16 protein-coding genes are annotated in these 18,098 nt (G+C 64.1%); 5 read left to right on the plus strand and 11 right to left on the minus strand.

All coding sequences use genetic code 11. The features are described from left to right. Positions 1-3 precede the first annotated feature (3 nt). On the minus strand, positions 4-1,194 hold the full coding sequence (locus AAHM40_RS09560; protein ID WP_342244417.1) for a YbfB/YjiJ family MFS transporter: 1,191 nt from the start codon (positions 1,192-1,194) through the stop codon (positions 4-6). A gap of 109 nt (positions 1,195-1,303) precedes the next feature. Between AAHM40_RS09560 and ptrR the strand changes: the two genes are divergently transcribed. Next, positions 1,304-2,173, plus strand: a complete 870-nt coding sequence (gene ptrR, locus AAHM40_RS09565) for a putrescine utilization regulator PtrR (protein WP_028630404.1) — start codon at positions 1,304-1,306, stop codon at positions 2,171-2,173. Positions 2,174-2,375: 202 nt separating this feature from the next. After that, a complete protein-coding gene (locus AAHM40_RS09570) occupies positions 2,376-2,513 on the plus strand; it encodes a PA1414 family protein (protein WP_342244418.1) in 138 nt (45 codons plus the stop codon). A 5-nt stretch (positions 2,514-2,518) separates the two neighbouring features. Here the strand turns inward: AAHM40_RS09570 and AAHM40_RS09575 are convergent, their stop codons facing one another. The 7 genes from AAHM40_RS09575 to speB form a co-directional block, all read right to left on the minus strand. Then, positions 2,519-3,244 (minus strand): MBL fold metallo-hydrolase, encoded by a 726-nt coding sequence (locus AAHM40_RS09575; RefSeq protein ID WP_342244419.1) that lies wholly within the window; start codon positions 3,242-3,244, stop codon positions 2,519-2,521. A gap of 234 nt (positions 3,245-3,478) precedes the next feature. Continuing rightward, positions 3,479-4,864, minus strand: coding sequence for a sodium:solute symporter (locus AAHM40_RS09580; RefSeq protein WP_342244420.1), 1,386 nt, complete (start codon positions 4,862-4,864; stop codon positions 3,479-3,481). Between the two features lie 153 nt (positions 4,865-5,017). Beyond that, complete coding sequence (locus AAHM40_RS09585; protein ID WP_342244421.1) at positions 5,018-5,740, minus strand: class II aldolase/adducin family protein; 723 nt, start codon at positions 5,738-5,740, stop codon at positions 5,018-5,020. After that, positions 5,740-6,471 carry an amino acid ABC transporter ATP-binding protein gene (locus AAHM40_RS09590; protein ID WP_342244422.1) on the minus strand — a complete coding sequence of 244 codons (732 nt, stop codon included), beginning with the start codon at positions 6,469-6,471 and terminating at the stop codon, positions 5,740-5,742. Before AAHM40_RS09590 ends, AAHM40_RS09585 begins: the two co-directional genes overlap by 1 nt. A gap of 10 nt (positions 6,472-6,481) precedes the next feature. Next, positions 6,482-7,225: an amino acid ABC transporter permease gene (locus tag AAHM40_RS09595; RefSeq protein ID WP_280283504.1), complete on the minus strand. Its 744-nt coding sequence runs from the start codon at positions 7,223-7,225 to the stop codon at positions 6,482-6,484. 78 nt (positions 7,226-7,303) lie between these two features. Continuing rightward, positions 7,304-8,128, minus strand: coding sequence for a transporter substrate-binding domain-containing protein (locus tag AAHM40_RS09600; protein WP_280283505.1), 825 nt, complete (start codon positions 8,126-8,128; stop codon positions 7,304-7,306). Between the two features lie 287 nt (positions 8,129-8,415). Then, positions 8,416-9,375, minus strand: coding sequence for an agmatinase (speB, locus tag AAHM40_RS09605; protein ID WP_342244423.1), 960 nt, complete (start codon positions 9,373-9,375; stop codon positions 8,416-8,418). A 218-nt stretch (positions 9,376-9,593) separates the two neighbouring features. Here speB and AAHM40_RS09610 point away from each other — a divergent pair, with 218 nt between their 5' ends. Together AAHM40_RS09610 and AAHM40_RS09615 are read left to right on the plus strand one after the other, a co-directional pair. Then, positions 9,594-10,487, plus strand: a complete 894-nt coding sequence (locus AAHM40_RS09610) for a LysR family transcriptional regulator (protein WP_342244424.1) — start codon at positions 9,594-9,596, stop codon at positions 10,485-10,487. 151 nt (positions 10,488-10,638) lie between these two features. Further along, complete coding sequence (locus tag AAHM40_RS09615) at positions 10,639-11,238, plus strand: tRNA-uridine aminocarboxypropyltransferase (protein ID WP_342244425.1); 600 nt, start codon at positions 10,639-10,641, stop codon at positions 11,236-11,238. Positions 11,239-11,393: 155 nt separating this feature from the next. Here the strand turns inward: AAHM40_RS09615 and AAHM40_RS09620 are convergent, their stop codons facing one another. The 3 genes from AAHM40_RS09620 to AAHM40_RS09630 are packed head-to-tail and all read right to left on the minus strand — an operon-like array spanning position 11,394 to position 16,295. Continuing rightward, the gene (locus AAHM40_RS09620; protein ID WP_342244426.1) at positions 11,394-12,746 is read right to left on the minus strand and encodes an HlyD family type I secretion periplasmic adaptor subunit; all 1,353 of its coding nucleotides are present in this window, start codon (positions 12,744-12,746) and stop codon (positions 11,394-11,396) included. A gap of 11 nt (positions 12,747-12,757) precedes the next feature. Continuing rightward, positions 12,758-14,917 carry a type I secretion system permease/ATPase gene (locus AAHM40_RS09625; protein WP_342244427.1) on the minus strand — a complete coding sequence of 720 codons (2,160 nt, stop codon included), beginning with the start codon at positions 14,915-14,917 and terminating at the stop codon, positions 12,758-12,760. A 22-nt stretch (positions 14,918-14,939) separates the two neighbouring features. Continuing rightward, entirely contained in the window at positions 14,940-16,295 is a 1,356-nt protein-coding gene (locus AAHM40_RS09630; protein WP_342244428.1) for a TolC family outer membrane protein, read from the minus strand. 467 nt (positions 16,296-16,762) lie between these two features. Here AAHM40_RS09630 and AAHM40_RS09635 point away from each other — a divergent pair. Further along, on the plus strand, positions 16,763-18,098 hold a 1,336-nt coding region (locus tag AAHM40_RS09635; RefSeq protein WP_342244429.1), incomplete at its 3' end, for a retention module-containing protein.

An 18,098-nucleotide genomic window follows, 5' to 3' on the forward strand; every position in this document is an offset into this window, starting at 1 on the left:
CATTCAGTTCCGGCAGGGCAGGCCGTTGGCCTGCTTGGCGAATGAATTCGCCCCTACTGGGTTGGCGCCCGGACGAGCCATTAATCCCCCCGCCAATACCAGTCCCGCGCAGGCCAGATAGAGCGCCGGTTGCAGGCTACCGTCGAGGTGGCTGCTGACCGCTGCCAGCAGCGGGCCGAGCAACTGCCCAAGGGCGAAGGCGGCGGTCAGCAGCCCGACGTTGCGCGAATGGCCGTGTGGGTCCAGCTCCCGTGCGTACTGCATCACCAGTTGCATGCCGGCAAGGAAGGGACCGCCGCTGAGGATCACGCCCAGGGTCAGTCCAGCCATGCCCGGCAGGGTGCAGGCGAGGGTGCCGAGCGCCTGCAGCCAGAGTGCCACCACCATCCAGCGCCGTGCGCCGCCGGGGCTCTGCCGACGCAGGCTGACCAGCACTACACCCAACGCTGCCGCCAGGCCGAAGGCCGGCCAGAACAGGTCTGCCTGCCATTGTCCGTGGAAGCGTGCGGCTGCCATCTGCGAGAGGAAGGTGGCTGGGATGATGTAGCCCAAGCCCACCAGTCCGTATGCAACCAGCAAGGCGTAGAAGGCTTTTGGCCGGGCGCGGGCCGGCGTTTCCATCTGCGGCGCTGCCGTCGGTGGGGAGGGCAGCAGTGGCTGGGTCAGCAGGGTCAATACGAGTGCCAGCGCGCCGAAAGCCAGCCAGAGTGCGGCAGAGCCTTGGCCTTGCAGGTTCAGCTCCAGGGCCAGCAGGCCGGTCAGCATGACGCCAAAGGCTGGGCCCGCGAACACCAGGCTGCCCAGGCGCGGCCGATTGGCGTCCGCTGCAATGCGCTGGCTGAGACCGGTGACCACCACCAGCACCCAGGCGCTGGCGACGCCCAGGGCGAAGCGCAGCAGGACGTGAGGCCAGAGGCCTTCCGCCGGCACTGAGACCAGGGTCAGCAGCGCAGTGGCCCAGAGTCCGATCACCAGGCGCAGACGAGCCTGGCGCGGCGACCTGACATTGAAGGCATCCAGTGCGCCGATCAGGTAGCCCAGGTAGTTGGCGGCGGCCACCAGGCCGGCGCCGGTCAGGCTTACCTGGCCTTCGGCAATCAAGTGCGGGAGTTGCGGGGTGAGGGCAAAGCGGCCGACACCCATGGCGACGAGCAGGGCCAGAAAGCAGGCGAATAGTCGGATCAGCGTAGGCATGGGAGTTCTCCGGTGCTGGTCATCGGGATTTCCATGCTAGGGGCTGGATGTGTTCATTAAAAACGAATAAAAATGAATGCATATGTTCTCTTCTATTGAATGGTTAGCCATGGAACTCAGCCAACTCCGCATCTTCCAGGCCGTCGCCGAGGAAGGCTCCATCACCCGCGCCGCCACTCGTATGCATCGGGTCCCGTCCAACCTCTCGACGCGCTTGCGCCAACTCGAGGATGCCCTGGGTGTCGAGCTGTTCCTGCGCGAACGACAGCGCCTGACGTTGTCTCCGGCGGGCAAGGTGCTGTTGGGTTACGCCGAGCGCATGTTCGCCCTGCAGGCGGAAGCCGAGGCGGCGTTGCGTGGCGGTGAGCCGGCTGGGGACTTCGTGATCGGGTCCATGTTCAGCACTGCCGCCATTCACCTTCCACCCATGCTGGTGCGCTACCACCGCACCTGGCCTGCGGTGAACCTGCAGGTGCAGACCGCACCCAGTGGCGAGCTGCTGGAAGGTCTGCTCGGTGGTCGGCTGGATGCCGCCCTGGTAGACGGTCCGGTGGAGTTCGCCGAGCTCGACGGCCTGCCGATGTTCGAAGAGGAGATGGTGCTGATCACCGAAGCCGCCCATGGGCCGGTGAAGTCGGCCCAGGATGTGGCGGGGCTGGAGGTCTACGCCTTCCGCCAGAGCTGCTCCTATCGCCGCCGCCTGGAAGGCTGGTTCGTTGCCTCGCGGGTGCCGATGGCGCCGCCCATGGAAATCGAGTCCTACCACAGCATGCTGGCCTGTGTGATCGCCGGCGGCGGCATTGCCCTGGTACCGCGTTCGATGTTGGAAAGCCTGCCCGGGCGGGACGAGGTGCGGGTTCACCAACTGGACGCGCCGTTCAATCGCACCACCACCTGGCTGATGTGGCGCAAGGGCATGCTCGGCGCCAATCTGCGCGCGTGGATCGACCTGCAGCAGGACGGCCGCCAGGCGCAGTAGGATCGCTGGCCACTGCTCCATCATCGGTGTCATGCACGTCTGCAGGACGACTCCGTAATACCGTTCAGCGGTTTGATTCAGGTCAGTAGGAAATTTCCGAGCGAGCGTATTTTGGATCTTGCCCGGAGCAACTAAGCTCCAGACAAGGGTGGCTCAAGAAGCACGGGCCACCCGACCAAAGTCCCAGGAAAGGGGGTCAAGCATGAAGAAACGACTAGAAGCGTGGATGTGGCAATTGGGTGTCGCGCTGGGTCTGATCGAAGCACCGCGCCTGCAACCCATCCCAATCCGTAGCGAAGAGCAGCGCCGTCTCGCCGGGCAGCGCCGCCTGAGGGAGTAACCGGCTTACTCGTGAGCCCTGAGCCAGTTGTCCGCCAACTCGCGCAGGCGCTCACCCGAGAAGCTCGGGAAATGACCGCCATGCACGGTGCGCACCGGAAGGTCGCGCAGCCGTGCGAGGCTTTTTGCGTAGTCGTCCAGATTTGAGTGGTAGGCGTTATCGATCAGCGGGCCGTCGTAGATGATGTCGCCGCTGAAGAGTGTGCCTGTCTTCGATTCCCACAGGCTGATGCCGCCGGGTGAATGTCCGGGGGTATGCAGCACCTCCAGCACTCGATCCCCCAGGTCCAGCACATCGCCCTCATCGATCAGCCGCGTCGCCGGCGCCGCTTTCACGCGGTATTCGGCGTAGCACAGCGGGCAGTCCGGGTGCGCTTCGAACATCTCATCACCGATGAAATCCGCCGACAGGGTATTGGCCCCGGTGGGCGCAGCCAGTATGTCCGCTTCCGCCGGGTGAACCAGGCGTTCGGGGAACTCGTGGTGGCCGGCGATATGGTCGAAGTGCGTGTGACTGGCCACGGCCAGCAACGGCCGCTGGGTGAGCCAGGGCAACTGTTCGCGCAGGCTGACCAGGCCCGAGCCGGAGTCGATCAGCAGGTCCTTGTCGCGGCCCTGTACGTGCCAGAGGTTGCAGCGGTAGAAGGGTCGCACGAAGGGCTCGCTGATCAGGCTGATGCCGTCGTAGCAGTGCTCAACGTCGAACCACTGGTCGCGGCTGACGATTTTCATGGGGTGCTCCGTGCCTGGTTTGCCTTGGGCTGAATCTGTAGGGGCGAATTCATTCGCCAAGCAGACCGCAGGTCTGCCCTGCAACCGCGAAGGGCAGCTTCGCCGCCCTTGGCGAATGAATTCGCCCCTACAAGGGTAGGTCGCCCTGAGTGGCAATCGAATAAAAAAAGCCCCGGTCGGCAGGGCCGGACCGGGGCGGGAAATGCCGCCTCCGGGGGAAGGCGGCAGTGCATGTCAGGCGAGTTCGCCTGCTGCAGCCGAGCCGCGGGACAGCAGGCTGATGACCACGAAGCTGACCGCGCCTACAGCCAGGCTGTAGTAGATCGGGGTGTTGGCTTCGAGGCCGTCGGTGTACATGAAGACGCAGGCGGTGATGCTGCCCAGGACCATGCTGGCGATGGCGCCGGCGGTGCTGGCGCGCTTCCAGTAGATGGCACCCAGCAGCGGGATGAGCATGCCGCCTACCAGCAGGTTGTACGCCAGGGTCAGGGCGCTGATGACGTCGCTTACCACCAGGGCAATGCCCAGTACCACGACGCCCAGCAGCAGGGTGAAGAGGCGGTTCTTGTGGGCATCGCCTTCGTCGTCGGCGCTGCCACCCAGCAGCGGCCAGAGATCCTGGGCTGCGGTGGTGGAGGCGGCCAGCAGGCCAGCGCTTGCGGTGGACATCAGGGCGGCCAGGGCCGCGGCGACGACCAGGCCACGGATACCGTCCGGCAGGGTGGTGTCGACGATGGTGGCGAAGGCGTTGTTGACGTTTTCCAGGTCAGGCAGAAGCACTTTGGCGGCCATGCCGATCAGGGCGCCGGCCAGGCCGTAGAGCACGCAGTAGACGCCAGCGGCGGTACCGGCGACCTTGGCCACGGTCTCGGTGCGGGCGGTGAACACGCGCTGCCAGATGTCCTGGCCGATAAAGATGCCGAAGAAGTAGATCAGGAAGTAGGTGATGATGGTGTCCCAGCCGATGGCGGTCAGGGAGAAGTAGCTCTCCGGCAGTTTGGCCACCAGGGCGTCCCAGCCACCCGCGTCGCTCATGGTCATCGGCAGCAGGATGAATACCAGGCCCACGGTCATGATCATGAACTGCACGATGTCGGTCAGGGTCAGGGACCACATGCCGCCGATGGTCGAATAGGCGACCACGATGCCGCCGCCGATCAGTACGGACACCCAGAACGGCAGGCCGAACAGGACCTGCATCACGGTGCCGATGGCGATGGTGGAGGTGGCGCCGATCATCAGGGCGTACACCAGCATGATGGCTGCGCTGGCGTGGCGGGCGGTCGGGTTGTAGCGACGCTCCAGCACCTGGGTCACGGTGTAGATCTTCAGCTTGAGCAGCGGCTTGGCCAGGAACAGGCTGATGCCCATGATGCCGAAGCCCAGGCTGGCGCACAGCCAGAAACCGGAAATGCCGTGGACGTAACCCAGGCGAACGGTGCCGATGGTGGCGGCGCCGCCGAGTACGGTGGCAGCCATGGTGCCGAGGTAGAAGCCCGGCCCCAGGTTGCGACCGGCCACCAGGTAGTCTTCACGGGTCTTGGCGCGGCGCATGCCGTACCAGCCCAGTGTGAGCATGGCAGCGACGTATAGGAGTACTACGAATATATCCAAAGCCATTTCAGGTCTCTCTTACTATTGTTGTTGTCGCGGTTCGCAAGTCCGCGACAGGTGTTGCAAGGCGCGCAACGCTTCACACTGCGCCGTTATCAAGCAATCCCGCTTGTATCAGGGGCTGTTGACGATTCGTCCGCGGCGAAATGCCTACAGACCCTACTCCTTGTATTCGGGGCACTCCCGCTCGAGCTTTCTCAGCCAGGCTTCCCAGACCAGCTGGCGTTGCCATTCACTCGCCTGGAACTGCTCGCAGGCGTGCACGCTGAGCTCGTTGGGCATCTCGCGGATGCCCCGCAGGGTGGAGGCGGCGATCTGGATCTCGCACGCCTTGTTCAGGTAGTACATGACGTAGAAGGCGTCGGCGACGCTGGCGCCGACGCTGAGCAGGCCGTGGTGGCGCAGCATCAGAGCGATGTTGTCGCCCAGCGATGCCACCAGCCGCTCGCGCTCACCCAGGTCCAGGGCGATGCCTTCGTAGGTGTGGTAACCCACCCGCTGATGGAACTCGGCGCTGATCTGGTTGAGCTGTGCCAGGCCGTTGTCCGCCGCGGCCACCGCCATCCCCGCCAGGGTATGGGTGTGGATCACGCAGTGGGCATCGGCGCGGGCCATATGCACGGCGCTGTGAATGGTGAAGCCCGCCACGTTGTAGTCGGCGTTGCCTTCCAGCACCCGGCCATGCATGTCGACCACGATCAGGTCGCTGGCGCGAATTTCCTCGAACATCAGCCCGAAGGGGTTGATCAGGAACCGCGGCTCGACGCCCGGCAGGCGCACCGAAAAGTGGGTGTAGAGGGTGTCGTCCCAGCCGAAGAGGGCGGCCAGCCGGTAGGCGGCCGCCAGGTCACGGCGCAGGATGGCTTCGTTCTGTGCGTCCATCAGTGGCGGATCTGCGAAAGGAATGCGCGGGTACGCGGATGCTGGGGGTTGTCGAAGAACTCGCTGGGCGTGGCGGTTTCCACGATCTGGCCGGCGTCCATGAACACCACGCGGTCGGCCACCTTGCGGGCGAAGCCCATTTCGTGGGTTACGCAGAGCATGGTCATGCCGTCCTGGGCCAGCTCGGTCATTACTTCCAGCACTTCGCCGACCATTTCCGGGTCAAGCGCCGAGGTGGGCTCGTCGAACAGCATCACCTTGGGGTTCATGCACAGCGCACGGGCGATGGCCACGCGCTGCTGCTGGCCGCCGGAGAGCTGGCCGGGCTTCTTGTGCGCCTGGGAACCGATGTGCACGCGGTTGAGGTAGCGCAGGGCCAGTTCCTCGGCTTCCTTGCGCGACATGCCACGGACCTTCATCGGCGCCAGCGTGCAGTTTTCGAGCACCGTCATGTGGGGGAACAGGTTGAAGTTCTGGAACACCATGCCCACTTCGCGACGCACGTGGTCGCTGCCGGCCTTGGTGGAAATGTCCTGGTTCTCGACAATGATGGTGCCGCTGTCATGGGGATTGAGGCGGTTGATGCAGCGGATCAGGGTCGACTTGCCGGAGCCCGACGGGCCGCAGATGACGATCTTCTCGCCCTGGCGCACCGACAGGTCGATGCCCTGCAGCACCTGGAAATCCTCATAGCGCTTGCCGACGTTCTGCAGACGAATGATTTCGTTCATGGCGGAGTCCTCAGATACGGCGCATGCGAGCCAGGGTGCGTTGCACCAGGCCGACGGATTTGCTGCTGGCACTGCCCTGGGCGTCCCAGGAGAGGCGTCGTTCGAGTCCGCTTTGCATCCAGGTCAGGGTGTAGACCATGACGAGGTAGTAAACGAGTGCGACGGCGTAGTACTCGGAGAACTGGAAGGTGGTGGAGACCGTCTGCGAGGTCACCGCCATCAGTTCCTGCAGCGAGATGACCGAGGCCAGTGAGGTGATCTTCAGCAGCGTGATGAATTCGTTAGCGGTCGGCGGTACGGCAATGCGCGCGGCCTGCGGCATGATGACGTAACGGAAGGTGTGCCAGCGCGACAGGCCCAGGGCGTGGCCGGCGGCGTACTGGCCCTTGTCCACGGATTTCAGCGCGGCGCGGTTGATCTCCACCTGGTAGGCGGCTTCGTTGAGCGAGAGCGCGATCCAGGCAGCGATGAAGGGGGTGAACCATTCTTCACGGAACACCGGGAAGAACTGCGGCAAGGCGTTCCACACGAACAACAGTTGCAGCAATGTCGGGGCACCGCGAAATACGCTGAGTACGCCGCGCAGCGTGCTGCGCCACACGCTCGCCGGACCGTCCAGGGCCAGGGCGCAGGGAATGGAGATCAGGATGCCCACCGAGTGGGACACCAGGGCCAGCACCAGGGTGATGCAAGCGCCCTGGAAGAAGTGCCAGGACGTCAGGGCGTCCCAGAAGACAGTCACATCGAAGTTCATGTACGTGTCCTGCGTGAATGGAAGCGTGCCGTTGCACCCTCCCCCGCGAGCGGGAGAGGGGCAGGCCGTTGGCCTTGCTTACTGCGCGGCGGTTTCCAGGTTGGCTGGATCGAGCTTCCATTTCTCGGCGATGGACTTGAGGGTGCCGTCGGCTTTCAGGGCCGACACGGCGTCCTCGACGGCTTTCTTGTCTTCCGGGCTCGGACGCATGTAGGCGCCGAAGATGTCTTTTTCGGGGAAGGCGTAGAGGGTCTTGAACTGGCCAGGGGTCTGCAGTTCGCGGTAGGCCAGCTCGGTGTCCTGGGACAGGCCGGCGGCGGCGCGGCCAACCAGTACCTGCTGGGCCACGTCACTGCCTTTCGGATAGGTCTGCAGGGTGGCCGGGGCCTTGCCAGCGGCCTTCAGGTCAGCATTGAGCTTTTCCATGATGGTCACGTAGCGGGTACCGGACTGCACCGCCACCACCTTGCCGGAGAGGTCGTCCAGGCTGTTCAGTGTGAGGTCGCTCTTGCCGCTGCCAAAGACGATGGTGGCGCTGGCGAGGTAGGCCACGGCGTTCAGCTTCTGGGTGCGCTCCGGGGTGATCAGGGTGCCGCTGATGACCGCGTCGCAACGCTTGGCATCCAGGCCCGGGAGCAGGCCGGTGAACTCGGTAACGATGAAACGTGGCTTCACGCCCCAGTGCTTGGCGAGCGCGCGGATCAGGTCCGCGTCGAAGCCGCTGGGTTCGCGGTCACCGGTTTTCTCGAAGAACTCCAGCGGCGGGAAAGTCGGATCGGAACAGACCTGGAAACTTCCCGAACTCACGAACGAGGGCTTGGCGTCGGCGGCCATGGCGCCACCGCTGAGGGTGGCGGCGAACAGACCGGCGAGGGCAAACAGTTTCAGCGGACGATTGCTCATCGTTAACTCCTTCAAGGCGTATTGCAGTGGTTGTTGTTGTAGGCAGTCGCAATAAAGTGGAGCTGTTTCGTTGTTACGCCGCTTCAGGGATACCTGAACGGTCGTTTGGGACATCTTGCCCGCAGGGTCCCAGCGTGGGGCCTTGGGGCCGCAGTTTGTCGCAGGTGCGCAGAGCTGGGCGGGTGTCTTGACTGAGGGCAGCCAAGCAAGCTTGGCCATCGTTTGCCGCGAAGGAGGCCACCCGCGAGCGGGGGGCCTCCAGGAAAAGCGGCCGCTTGGTCATGGCTTCAACGACGCTCTACGCCGGGGAGGATGCAGAGCATTTCGTAGAGCAGGTTGGCGCCCAGCAGCGAAGTGTTGCCGGTGGTGTCGTAGGGCGGGGAGACTTCGACCAGGTCGCCGCCGATGACGTCCAGGCCCTGGCAGCCACGGATGATTTCCATCGCCTGGATGGTGGTCAGGCCGCCGATTTCCGGGGTGCCGGTACCGGGCGCCCAGGCCGGGTCGATGCCGTCGATGTCGAAGGAAAGGTAAACCGGGCCGCCGCCGACTTTCTCGCGGACTTCGGCCATCAGCGGTGCCAGCGACTTGTGCCAGCACTCTTCGGCCTGGACCACGCGGAAGCCCTGCTTGCGGCTCCAGTTGAAGTCTTCGGCGGTATACCCCTGGGCGCGCAGGCCGATCTGCACCACGCGGTCGCAATCCAGCAGGCCTTCTTCCACGGCGCGGCGGAAGGTGGTGCCGTGGGCGATCTTCTCGCCGAACATGTGGTCGTTGACGTCGGCGTGGGCGTCGATGTGCACCAGGCCCACCTTGCCGTGCACCTTGTTGATGGCACGCAGGATCGGCAGGGTGATGGTGTGGTCGCCGCCCAGGGTCAGCGGGACGATGCCGTGGCCGAGGATGCGGTCGTACTCCTGCTCGATGATGCGCACGGCTTCCAGCAGGTTGAAGGTGTTGATGGCCACGTCGCCGATGTCGGCCACGTTCAGCGAATCGAAGGGCGCTGCGCCGGTCGCCATGTTGTACGGACGGATCATCACCGATTCGGCGCGGATTTCGCGGGGGCCGAAGCGGGTGCCGGAACGCAGGGAGGTGCCGATGTCCAGCGGAACGCCTACGAAAGCGGCATCCAGGGCGTCGAGTTCGGCGGGAGTTTGAATGTGGGGCAGGCGCATCATGGTGGCGATGCCGCCGAAACGGGGCATTTCATTGCCGCCCAGGGGCTGATGGAGTTTCTTGTCCACGGGGTGGCCTCACGGTTGTTGTGGTTGTAGGTAGTGGGCGGATTCTGGTGACAGTGCCATCACGGACAAATCGCTGGCTGCAAATAATTACTTCAAGGATTTCTAAACTATCGGGAGCGGGTAAGATGCCGTCCAGCCGGCAAGGGCTTTGCTTCCTGTAGGGGCGAATTCATTCGCCCCTACATCGTTCAACCGCACCTGGAACCGTGAGTACTCCCATGCCCACCGCAATGCCCGATCTGAAACTCCTGCGCATCTTCGCCAGCGTGGTCCGCAATCAGGGCTTCGCCGCCGCGCAGCAGGAACTGAACCTCTCCACCTCGGCCATCAGCACCTACATGAGCCAGCTGGAAGGGCAGGTCGGCCTGACGCTCTGCCACCGGGGGCGTGGTGGGTTCAGCCTGACCAGCAAAGGCGAGCTGTACTACCAGGAAACCCTGCGTCTGTTGGGCGAGCTGGAAAGCTTCGAGCGCTACTCCGCGTCCCTCAAGGGCGAGCTGCGCGGCACGCTGAACCTCGGCGTGCTCGACTCCACGGTGAGTGATCCCGCTTTGCCGCTGGCCGAAGTGATCGGCGCCTACAGCCAGGAGCACGCAGCGGTGCACCTGCACCTCTCGGTGATGAGCCCTTACGATCTGCAACTCGGTGTGCTCGACAACCGCCTGGACCTGGCCATCGGCGCGTTCTCCACGCGGATGAACGGCCTGGTCTACCAGCCGCTTTACCGCGAACAGCACTGGCTCTATTGCAGTGAGCGCCACCCGCTGTACAACGAGCGGCGCATTCCCGGCGAGCTCATCACCCAACAGCGCATGGTGGGGCGTGGCTACTGGAGCCAGGCAGAACTGGCGCGCCACGGTTTCAAGCACAGCGCGGCGACCGTGGAATCCATGGAAGCGCAACTGATCCTGGTGCTGTCTGGTGCCTACATCGGCTACCTGCCCGAGCACTATGCCCAACCCTGGGTCGAGCAGAATCGCCTGCGGGTCTTGCTGCCGGCCACCTTCGGCTACCAGGCGCCATTCTCCATGATCCTTCGCCGGGGGCGGGCCAAGGAGCCGCTGATCCTCACCTTCCGTGACCTGCTGCGGGCCCAACTGAACCTGCGCTGACGCTCTCAGAATTCTTGGGATGTGCATCGCGTTTGGCGGCTTCCCCCGCGAGTTCCTTGTAGGGGCGAATTCGTTCGCCAAGGGTGGCGTAGCCGCCCCAGCGTGTCGCCCGGACACCCTGTGGCAGAATGCGCCTCTCAGGAGACCCTTCATGCCCCGCCCGATCTGCCCGCGCTGCCAGCGCCCCGAAACCCATTGCCTCTGCCCGCTGATTCCGCATCTGGCCAGCCGCACCCGCGTGCTGCTCTTGCAGCATCCCAGCGAGGTGAGCCACGCCCTGAACACCGCGCGCCTGGCTGCCCTGGGGTTGGCGAATGCGGAGTTGCGCGTGGGCGAGCGCTTCACCGATCTGGCCGAGACACTCGCCGATTCCCGGTTTCGCGCCTGCCTATTGTTCCCCGGCGAAGACGCCCGTCCTGTGGCGGAGGTGGCAGGTGACGATCCGCGGCCGCTTCTGCTGGTGGTGCCCGACGGCACCTGGCGCAAGGCGCGCAAGTTGCTCTACCTGAACCCCGAACTCGAAGCACTGCCGCGAATCACGCTGCCGGCTGGCCTGACCTCCCGCTACCGCCTGCGCAAGGCGCCCATGGCGGGTGCCTTGTCCACCCTCGAAGCCATCGTCGCCGCTCTCGACATCCTCGAGGCGCCGAATCGTTTCGATGAACTGCTGCGGCCCTTCGAGGCGTTGATCCAGGGGCAGATCGAGGCGATGGGGGAGGAGACTTTCAGGAAGAATCACGGGGATGGTTGAATAAAATCCGAAAGGACGCACAAGCAACCTCCCTCTCCCTTTGGGAGAGGGTTGGGGGTGAGGGCTAGTGGGAAATGCAGGGCGTCGAAGGGGCAGGACTTCGTCCTGCCTGGCGATTGACATCGCCCCCACAGTGCCCGGGGGACTGAATCGCCTTACCGCTCGCGCATCGCTTCCTGCCGGGCTTTCAGCACCGGCTTGAGCAGGTAGTCCAGCACGGTCTTCTGGCCGGTGATGATGTCCACCGTGGCGACCATGCCGGGGATGATCAGCAATGGGTGGTCGTCCTTGCCCAGGTGGTTTTTCTCGGTACGCACCTGGATCAGGTAGTAGCTCTTGCCTTCTTCATCCTGGATGGTGTCGGCGCTGATCAGCTCCAGTCCGGCCTTGAGGCCGCCGTAGATGGTGTAGTCATAGGCCGTGAACTTGACCATGGCTTTCTGGCCGGGGTGCAGGAAGGCCACGTCTTGCGGGCGGATGCGCGCTTCGATCAGCAGGCTGTCTTCCAGCGGCACCACTTCCACCAGGTCGCTGCCGGGCTGCACCACGCCGCCGATGGTGTTCACCTTGAGCTGCTTGATCACCCCGCGTACCGGAGACACCACGGTGGTGCGGCTGACGCGGTCGTCGATGGCCTTGCCGGTCGAGGTTATTTTCGACAGCTCGGTGCGCACCTCGTTGAGCTCCTTGAAGGCGTCGGAGCGAAAGGCCAGCTGGCTTTCCTCCATCTTCCGCTCGATCTCGGACATGGCCGATTCGGCGCGAGGGATGGCCAGGTTGGTCGCCTCCAGTTCGCCACGGGTTTCCACGGCGCTTCGCTGCAGGCGGAGGATCTCCACCTGAGAGATGGCGCCGGCCTTCACCAGGGGCTGGGACATGTTCAGCTCCTGCTGGATCAGCCCCAGGCTGGAGCGGTACTGCCCGCTCTTGGAACGAAACTCGGCCAGTTCTTGCTTCTTCTGCCTCAGCTGTTCGTTGAGAATGCGCTGCTCGCTTTCTAGGCGCTGGGCGCGAGCCCGGTACAGCGATGTTTCGTCCTCGGCCAGTTGCGGCGCCTCACGGATGATCTCTTCGGGCAGGGCCAGTTCGCGGCCCTCGGCTTCGGCTGAAAGGCGTTCGACGCGGGCCGTCAGGGCCAGCCTGTCAGCCTCGCTTTCGCCCTTGTTGGAGAGGAAGCGGGTGTCATCCAGACGCAGCAGCACGGCGCCCTTTTCCACCACCTGGCCCTCGCGCACGAGGATTTCCGAGACGATGCCGCCTTCCAGGTTCTGGATCACCTGCACCTTGCTGGAGGGGATCGCCTTGCCTTCACCGGTGGTCACTTCCTCCAGCACTGCGAAGTGCGCCCAGATCAGCGCCACTAGCAGCAGGGTACAAGCCACCCAGACCGTGATGCGGGTGGCCCGTGGCGAGTCTTCCAGCATGACGCCGGCCACTTCCGGCATGAACGCGGTATCGGCGCGGTTGCGGCGACCGAAGTAGGGGGTGGGATTCTCTGCGCTGGCCATGGCGTGTCTCCTCAGGCATTGCCCTGGCCGATGCGGCCTTTGCGCAGGGCGTCGATGACGGTGTCCTTGGGCCCGTCGGCGACCACCTGGGCGTTGTCCAGTACCACCAGGCGATCGACAAGCGCCAGCATCGAGCTGCGATGGGTAATGAGGATCAATGTCTTGCCCGCCGACCAGGTCGCCAGGCGCTGCCGCAGTTGTTCTTCGCTGCTGTTGTCCATGGCGCTGGTGGGTTCGTCGAGCACCAGCAGTGGCGGGTCGAGCAGCAATGCGCGGGCCAGCAGCACGGCCTGGCGCTGGCCGCTGGAAAGCAGTTGGCCGCGCTCGCCCACCGGCCGGTCATAACCTTGCGGGTGTTGGCGGGCGAGGTCGCCGACACCGGTCATTTCCGCGACTTCGAGCATGCGCTCATCGCTGACGTAGCGTGCGCCCAGGGTCAGGTTGTCGCGCAGGCTGCCGGCCAGCAACGGCAGGTCGTGACTGACGTAGCCGATCTGCTGGCGCAGGTCGCCGATGTCGGTCTGCCGGAGGTCGATGCCATCCAGCAGCAGTTGGCCTTCGTCTGGCGCGTAGAAACCGAGAATCAGGCGCGCCAGGGTACTCTTGCCCGAGCCGCTGCGGCCGATGATGCCGACGCGTTCTCCGGCGGCCAGGTGCAGGCTGACCTTGTTGAGCGCCGGGGTGGTCTGCCCCGGATAGCGGAACTCCACCTGACAAACGTCCAGGTTGCCCTTGAACACCTGGTGTTCCAGCGGCTGCTGGATGGCCTCGCGCTCCTGGGGCAGGGTCATCAGGGCGTCGGTGGATTTCATGGTCAGACGCGCCTGCTGGTAGCGGGTTATCAACCCGGCGATCTGCCCGAGTGGCGAGAGCACACGGCTGTTGAGCATGTAGCAGGCCACCAGTGCACCGACGCTGAGGTTGCCGGCGATGATGCTGTAGACCCCGGCAACGATCACTGCGAGGCCGGCGAACTGCTGCATGAACAGGGTGCCATTGGTGGCCAGGGCAGAGAGGAAGCGGGCATGGCTGTCGAGCCGGGTGAGGGCGCCGTGGGTGTGTTCCCAGCGATGTTGGCGCTCGCTTTCGGCGCCGCAGGCCTTGAGGGTTTCCAGGCCCGAGAGGGTTTCGATCAGCAGCGCCTGGCGTTCTGCGCCCAGGGTCAGGCTGCGCTGCACCGTATCGCGCAGGCGCGTCTGGATGATCCAGGCGAAGAGCGCGGTGAGCGGGAAGGCGAGGAGTGGAATCACCACGAGCGGACCGCCGAGCAGGCCGATCACCAACAACATCAGCACCGAGAAGGGCAGGTCGATCAGGCTGGTGAGGGTCACCGCAGTGAGAAATTCCCGCAGGCCCTGAAAGTCGTGGATGCTCTGGGCAAAGCCCCCGATGGTGGCCGGCCGCGCCTTGATCGACATGCCGATGATGCGTTCGAACAGCGTCGCCGAAAGCACCACGTCGGTCTTCTTGCCGGCGTTGTCCAGGAGGTTGGCGCGCAGTACCCGCAGCAGCAGGTCGAAGCCAGTGCCAATGATAAGGCCGATGGTCAGTACCCAGAGCGTCGAGGTGGCCTGGTTGGGGACTACGCGGTCGTAGGTCTGCATCACGAACAGCGGCACCAGCATGCCCAGCAGGTTGATCAGCAGACTTGCCAGCATGGCATCGGCATAGAGCCAGCGGGATAGCCGCAAGGTGTCGCGGAACCAGGAGGTTACCCGTGGCACGAGCGGCGCGTGGGCATCCTCCAGTTCATGGCGCGGGCGAGCGAACAGGGCCTGGCCGCTGTACTCCAGAGCCAGTATGTCGCGGGGCACCCATTGCTCGCCGCCGTCGGCTTCGCAGGGCAGGATCAGCGCGCGGCCCTTGTCATCGAACTGGGTCAGTACCGCGCTGCGGCCGCCCTTGAGCAGCAGCAGCAGCGGCAGGTTGAGTGGCGAGATAGCGTCCAGTTCGCGGCGCAGCAGACGCCCCTGCAAACCGGCTCGCGCCGCCGCGCGAGGCAGCAGTTCCGCGGACAGGCGCTGGCCCGGCAACGGCAGACCGCTGCTCAGGCTGGCTCGGCTAGCGGCACGACCATGCAGCCGGCACAGGATCAGCAGGCCGTCGAGCAACGGGTCATCATGGCCCTGTCGCGGATCTCTGGGACTGTCAGTCCGTTCCATGGTGGTCATGGTCCTGGACTCCCATACGGGTTCACTTCATATCCGGCAACTGGGCTTCGCTCTTCACCTCGGTGAGGGCGACGGCTTCAGCCGGGACTACGACTTTCTGGCGGCGCAGCAGGTCACCCATGGCCGAAATCACCCGGTACATGGAGAACTCTTCGGTGTAGCGCACCTCCACATAGCGGCGGTTGGCGGTGAAGAGCTCGTTCTCGCTGTCCAGCAGGTCCAGCAGGGTGCGCTGGCCGAGGCCGAACTGCTGCTGGTAAGCCTCGCGGACGCGGGCCGTGTAGTCGGCGTAGGCGCGTGCCTCGGGGGTCTGCTTGCGGGCGTTTTCCATGGCGTTCCAGGCCAGGGCAAGGTTTTCGTTCAGCACCCGCAGTGCGTTGTTGCGGATGTCCATGGACTGGTTGATTTGGTGGGCAGCGGCTTGCAGCCGGGCCTTGTCGCGCATGCCGTTGAACAGGTTGTAGTTCATCACCACGCCGGCCCGCCAGGTGTTGTAGTGACCCTCGTCGCCTTGCACGTTGTCGTCAGCTGTGGTGGCCAGCTCGGCGTCCAGGCGCGGGTAGAAGGGCGCCTTGGCGGATTCGTACTGGCTCTCGGCGGCCTGCACATCGGACTGGGCCGATTTCAGCAGGGGGTTGGTTTCCATCACGCCCTGGCGCGCGGCCACGAGGTCGGCAGGCATCTCACCCTTGATGGTGGCCGGTGTCACCAGTTCGTCGGCCGGCACGCCTACGGCGCTGTAGAAACTGGCCTCGGCGTCGGCCAGGTTCACTTCCTCGGTGTAAAGGTTGTTCTTGGCCAGTGCCAGGCGCGCTTCGGCCTGGTCGAAGTCGGCGGTGCTGCCCACACCGCGCTCGCTGCGCAGACCGATCTGGTCGTGGATACGCTCGTGGGCCATCAGGTTGTTCTTGGCCAGTGCCACCATCTCACGACGCTTGAGCACGTCCAGGTACACCTCGACGGTGCGCAGCGCCAGGCTTTCGGCGGTACCCAGGGTGAAGTAGGCGCGTGAATTGACCACGGCCTTGGTGCGATCCACCTCGTTGGGTGTGTTGAAACCATCGAACAACATTTGCCGCAGACGCAGTTCGGCATCACGGAAATTCAGGGTTTCCTTGTTGTGATCGCCGAGCGCTCGTGTGGAGGGGCTGTCGCTCTGCTCCCGGCCTACACCGGTTATCAGGTCGACGGTCGGCAAGTACCCACCTTTGGCGACTTTCGCTTCTTCGTCGGCAACCAGTCGATCCTGCGCGCTGGCGAGGAGCTCGGGGTGCTTGTCCAAAGTGCTCTGGATTGCGTCCGCGAGCGTCATGGCCTGGATTTGCGTGGCAGTCATGGCAAGCAGGATGCTGGACCACAGGGGGGTGAAAGTGCGCATTTTTTGTCGTTCTCCATGTTGGATTCTTGCTTCCTGGTGCCGAAAATTTGGCGAAAATCCATGGCAAACCGTTTCAGGCTTGTAACATCAGAGCTAAGAACAACTTTCGAAGGGGCTAAGAAGAATTTTTCACATGGTTTATCAGGAAAAATTCTTATGCACTCGTCGGAAATCCAAGACATCTTTTTGCCAGCAGATCGCATGTTTTGGGGCTTTCAGGCCCCACTTGCGGGTGCCAAATGTGGTCAAGCACATATCAAGAAACTCAGGGCGGGGTAAATCCGACGGAGAAGGGCGACGTCGGACTGCGTGACGTTTTATTGACATTGCGTGGTTTTGTGCGGGTTTGAGCCTCTTCTCTCTGACGCTTCTTCATTGGACCGATGTCTGGTTTGACGTGCTGTGACTCTCATTGACTAGTGTCGGCGCTGCCCGTCTGGCAGCACGCGGTGCGGGAGGAAGGAGTCATGGCTGGATCAATCGGGGTCGTTCGGCAGGTCGTAGGTGAAGTCTTCGCAGTGGCAGCGGATGGTTCGCGTCGCTTGCTCACCGAAGGCGATCGGGTATTCGCTGGCGAGCAACTGGTCACGGGCGCCCAGGGCGCGGTGGCAGTGGCCTTGGCCAACGGCCAGGAACTGGTGCTCGGCCGCGAGAGCAGCATGGCACTGAACAACAGCTTGCTGGCCGGCACCCCAGATGCCACCCAACCCGCCGCCGCCGATTCCGCCGCCACACCCAGCGAGCAGGACCTCACCGACGTCGAGAAGCTGCAGGCCGCCATCGAGGCGGGCGTTGACCCGACCCAGGCCGCCGAAGCAACGGCGGCAGGGCCGGGCTCGGGTAGCGGTGGTTCCGGTAACGCCGGTGGCGGTCACTCCTTCGTGCTGCTGGGAGAGACCGCAGGCAGGGTCGATCCCAATATCGGCTTCCCTACTGGCCCGATCGGCTCCGTTCCAGAGTTTCCTAATCCCGATGTCGCCATCGCGGCAGAGGAGCCGGAGGTCGTCGTACCTCCGGTCAACGGTGTGCCGGTCGCCGCAGATGATGCCCAGACTGTCGAAGAGGGCCGCGAAGGCGTGCAGGGCAATGTGTTGGATAACGATGACGTCGGCCCCGATCTGCCCACGCAGTTCCTTTCCTGGCAAGCCCCCGGCGCATCCAGCGGTCCGAACGGCAGCCTGCTGGTGAGCACCCCGTATGGTGTGGTGACCCTGAACCCCGACGGCAGCTACAACTTTGAGCTGGCCAACGGTACGCCGGCAGTCGAAGGGCTGGGCGAAGGGGAAACCGTCAATATCGACTTCGGCTACAGCATCCAGGACGGCAATGGCGACCAGAGCTCCGCAAATCTGACCATTACCATCGTCGGCCAAAATGACGTTCCAACTGTGGAAGTCAATTTCCCCAATGCCGAGGGCGGTGTCGTCCGGGTGTTCGAGCGTGGCCTGCCTGGCGGCTCCAGCGAAGGCGATGGCAGCAATGTGGTGCATGGAACCTTCACGATTCGGGACCCCGACGGCCTGGATAAATTGAAGAGCCTGGGCGTTGGTGGCCTGGACCTGCAGATCGACCCGGAGCACCCGCTTGCGAGCCTGATCGGCGGGGGGTTCGAAGCGGCTTTTGGCACGGTTCGGATCACAGGATTCGACGCTTCCACCGGCACCTTCAGTTTTAGTTACACGCTGACCAGGCCCATTACCGACCTCGCCGCAGGCGAGGAGAGAGATGGATTCCTCATCAGTTTGAGCGACGGTCTGGGTCTCCCGATTTTGACCAATGTCAGCATCGAGATCGTCGACGATG

The sequence above is a fragment of the Pseudomonas sp. OTU5201 genome, assembly GCF_038440135.1.
Lineage (GTDB): Bacteria > Pseudomonadota > Gammaproteobacteria > Pseudomonadales > Pseudomonadaceae > Metapseudomonas > Metapseudomonas resinovorans.

Excerpts from the sequence above, each read along its gene's own strand:
- AAHM40_RS09560 (WP_342244417.1), bottom strand. The coding sequence starts at position 1,194 with ATGCCTACGCTGATCCGACTATTCGCCTGCTTTCTGGCCCTGCTCGTC.
- ptrR (WP_028630404.1), top strand. The coding sequence starts at position 1,304 with ATGGAACTCAGCCAACTCCGCATCTTCCAGGCCGTCGCCGAGGAAGGC.
- AAHM40_RS09570 (WP_342244418.1), top strand. The coding sequence starts at position 2,376 with ATGAAGAAACGACTAGAAGCGTGGATGTGGCAATTGGGTGTCGCGCTG.
- AAHM40_RS09575 (WP_342244419.1), bottom strand. The coding sequence starts at position 3,244 with ATGAAAATCGTCAGCCGCGACCAGTGGTTCGACGTTGAGCACTGCTAC.
- AAHM40_RS09580 (WP_342244420.1), bottom strand. The coding sequence starts at position 4,864 with ATGGCTTTGGATATATTCGTAGTACTCCTATACGTCGCTGCCATGCTC.
- AAHM40_RS09585 (WP_342244421.1), bottom strand. The coding sequence starts at position 5,740 with ATGGACGCACAGAACGAAGCCATCCTGCGCCGTGACCTGGCGGCCGCC.
- AAHM40_RS09590 (WP_342244422.1), bottom strand. The coding sequence starts at position 6,471 with ATGAACGAAATCATTCGTCTGCAGAACGTCGGCAAGCGCTATGAGGAT.
- AAHM40_RS09595 (WP_280283504.1), bottom strand. The coding sequence starts at position 7,225 with ATGAACTTCGATGTGACTGTCTTCTGGGACGCCCTGACGTCCTGGCAC.
- AAHM40_RS09600 (WP_280283505.1), bottom strand. The coding sequence starts at position 8,128 with ATGAGCAATCGTCCGCTGAAACTGTTTGCCCTCGCCGGTCTGTTCGCC.
- AAHM40_RS09610 (WP_342244424.1), top strand. The coding sequence starts at position 9,594 with ATGCCCACCGCAATGCCCGATCTGAAACTCCTGCGCATCTTCGCCAGC.
- AAHM40_RS09615 (WP_342244425.1), top strand. The coding sequence starts at position 10,639 with ATGCCCCGCCCGATCTGCCCGCGCTGCCAGCGCCCCGAAACCCATTGC.
- AAHM40_RS09620 (WP_342244426.1), bottom strand. The coding sequence starts at position 12,746 with ATGGCCAGCGCAGAGAATCCCACCCCCTACTTCGGTCGCCGCAACCGC.
- AAHM40_RS09625 (WP_342244427.1), bottom strand. The coding sequence starts at position 14,917 with ATGACCACCATGGAACGGACTGACAGTCCCAGAGATCCGCGACAGGGC.
- AAHM40_RS09630 (WP_342244428.1), bottom strand. The coding sequence starts at position 16,295 with ATGCGCACTTTCACCCCCCTGTGGTCCAGCATCCTGCTTGCCATGACT.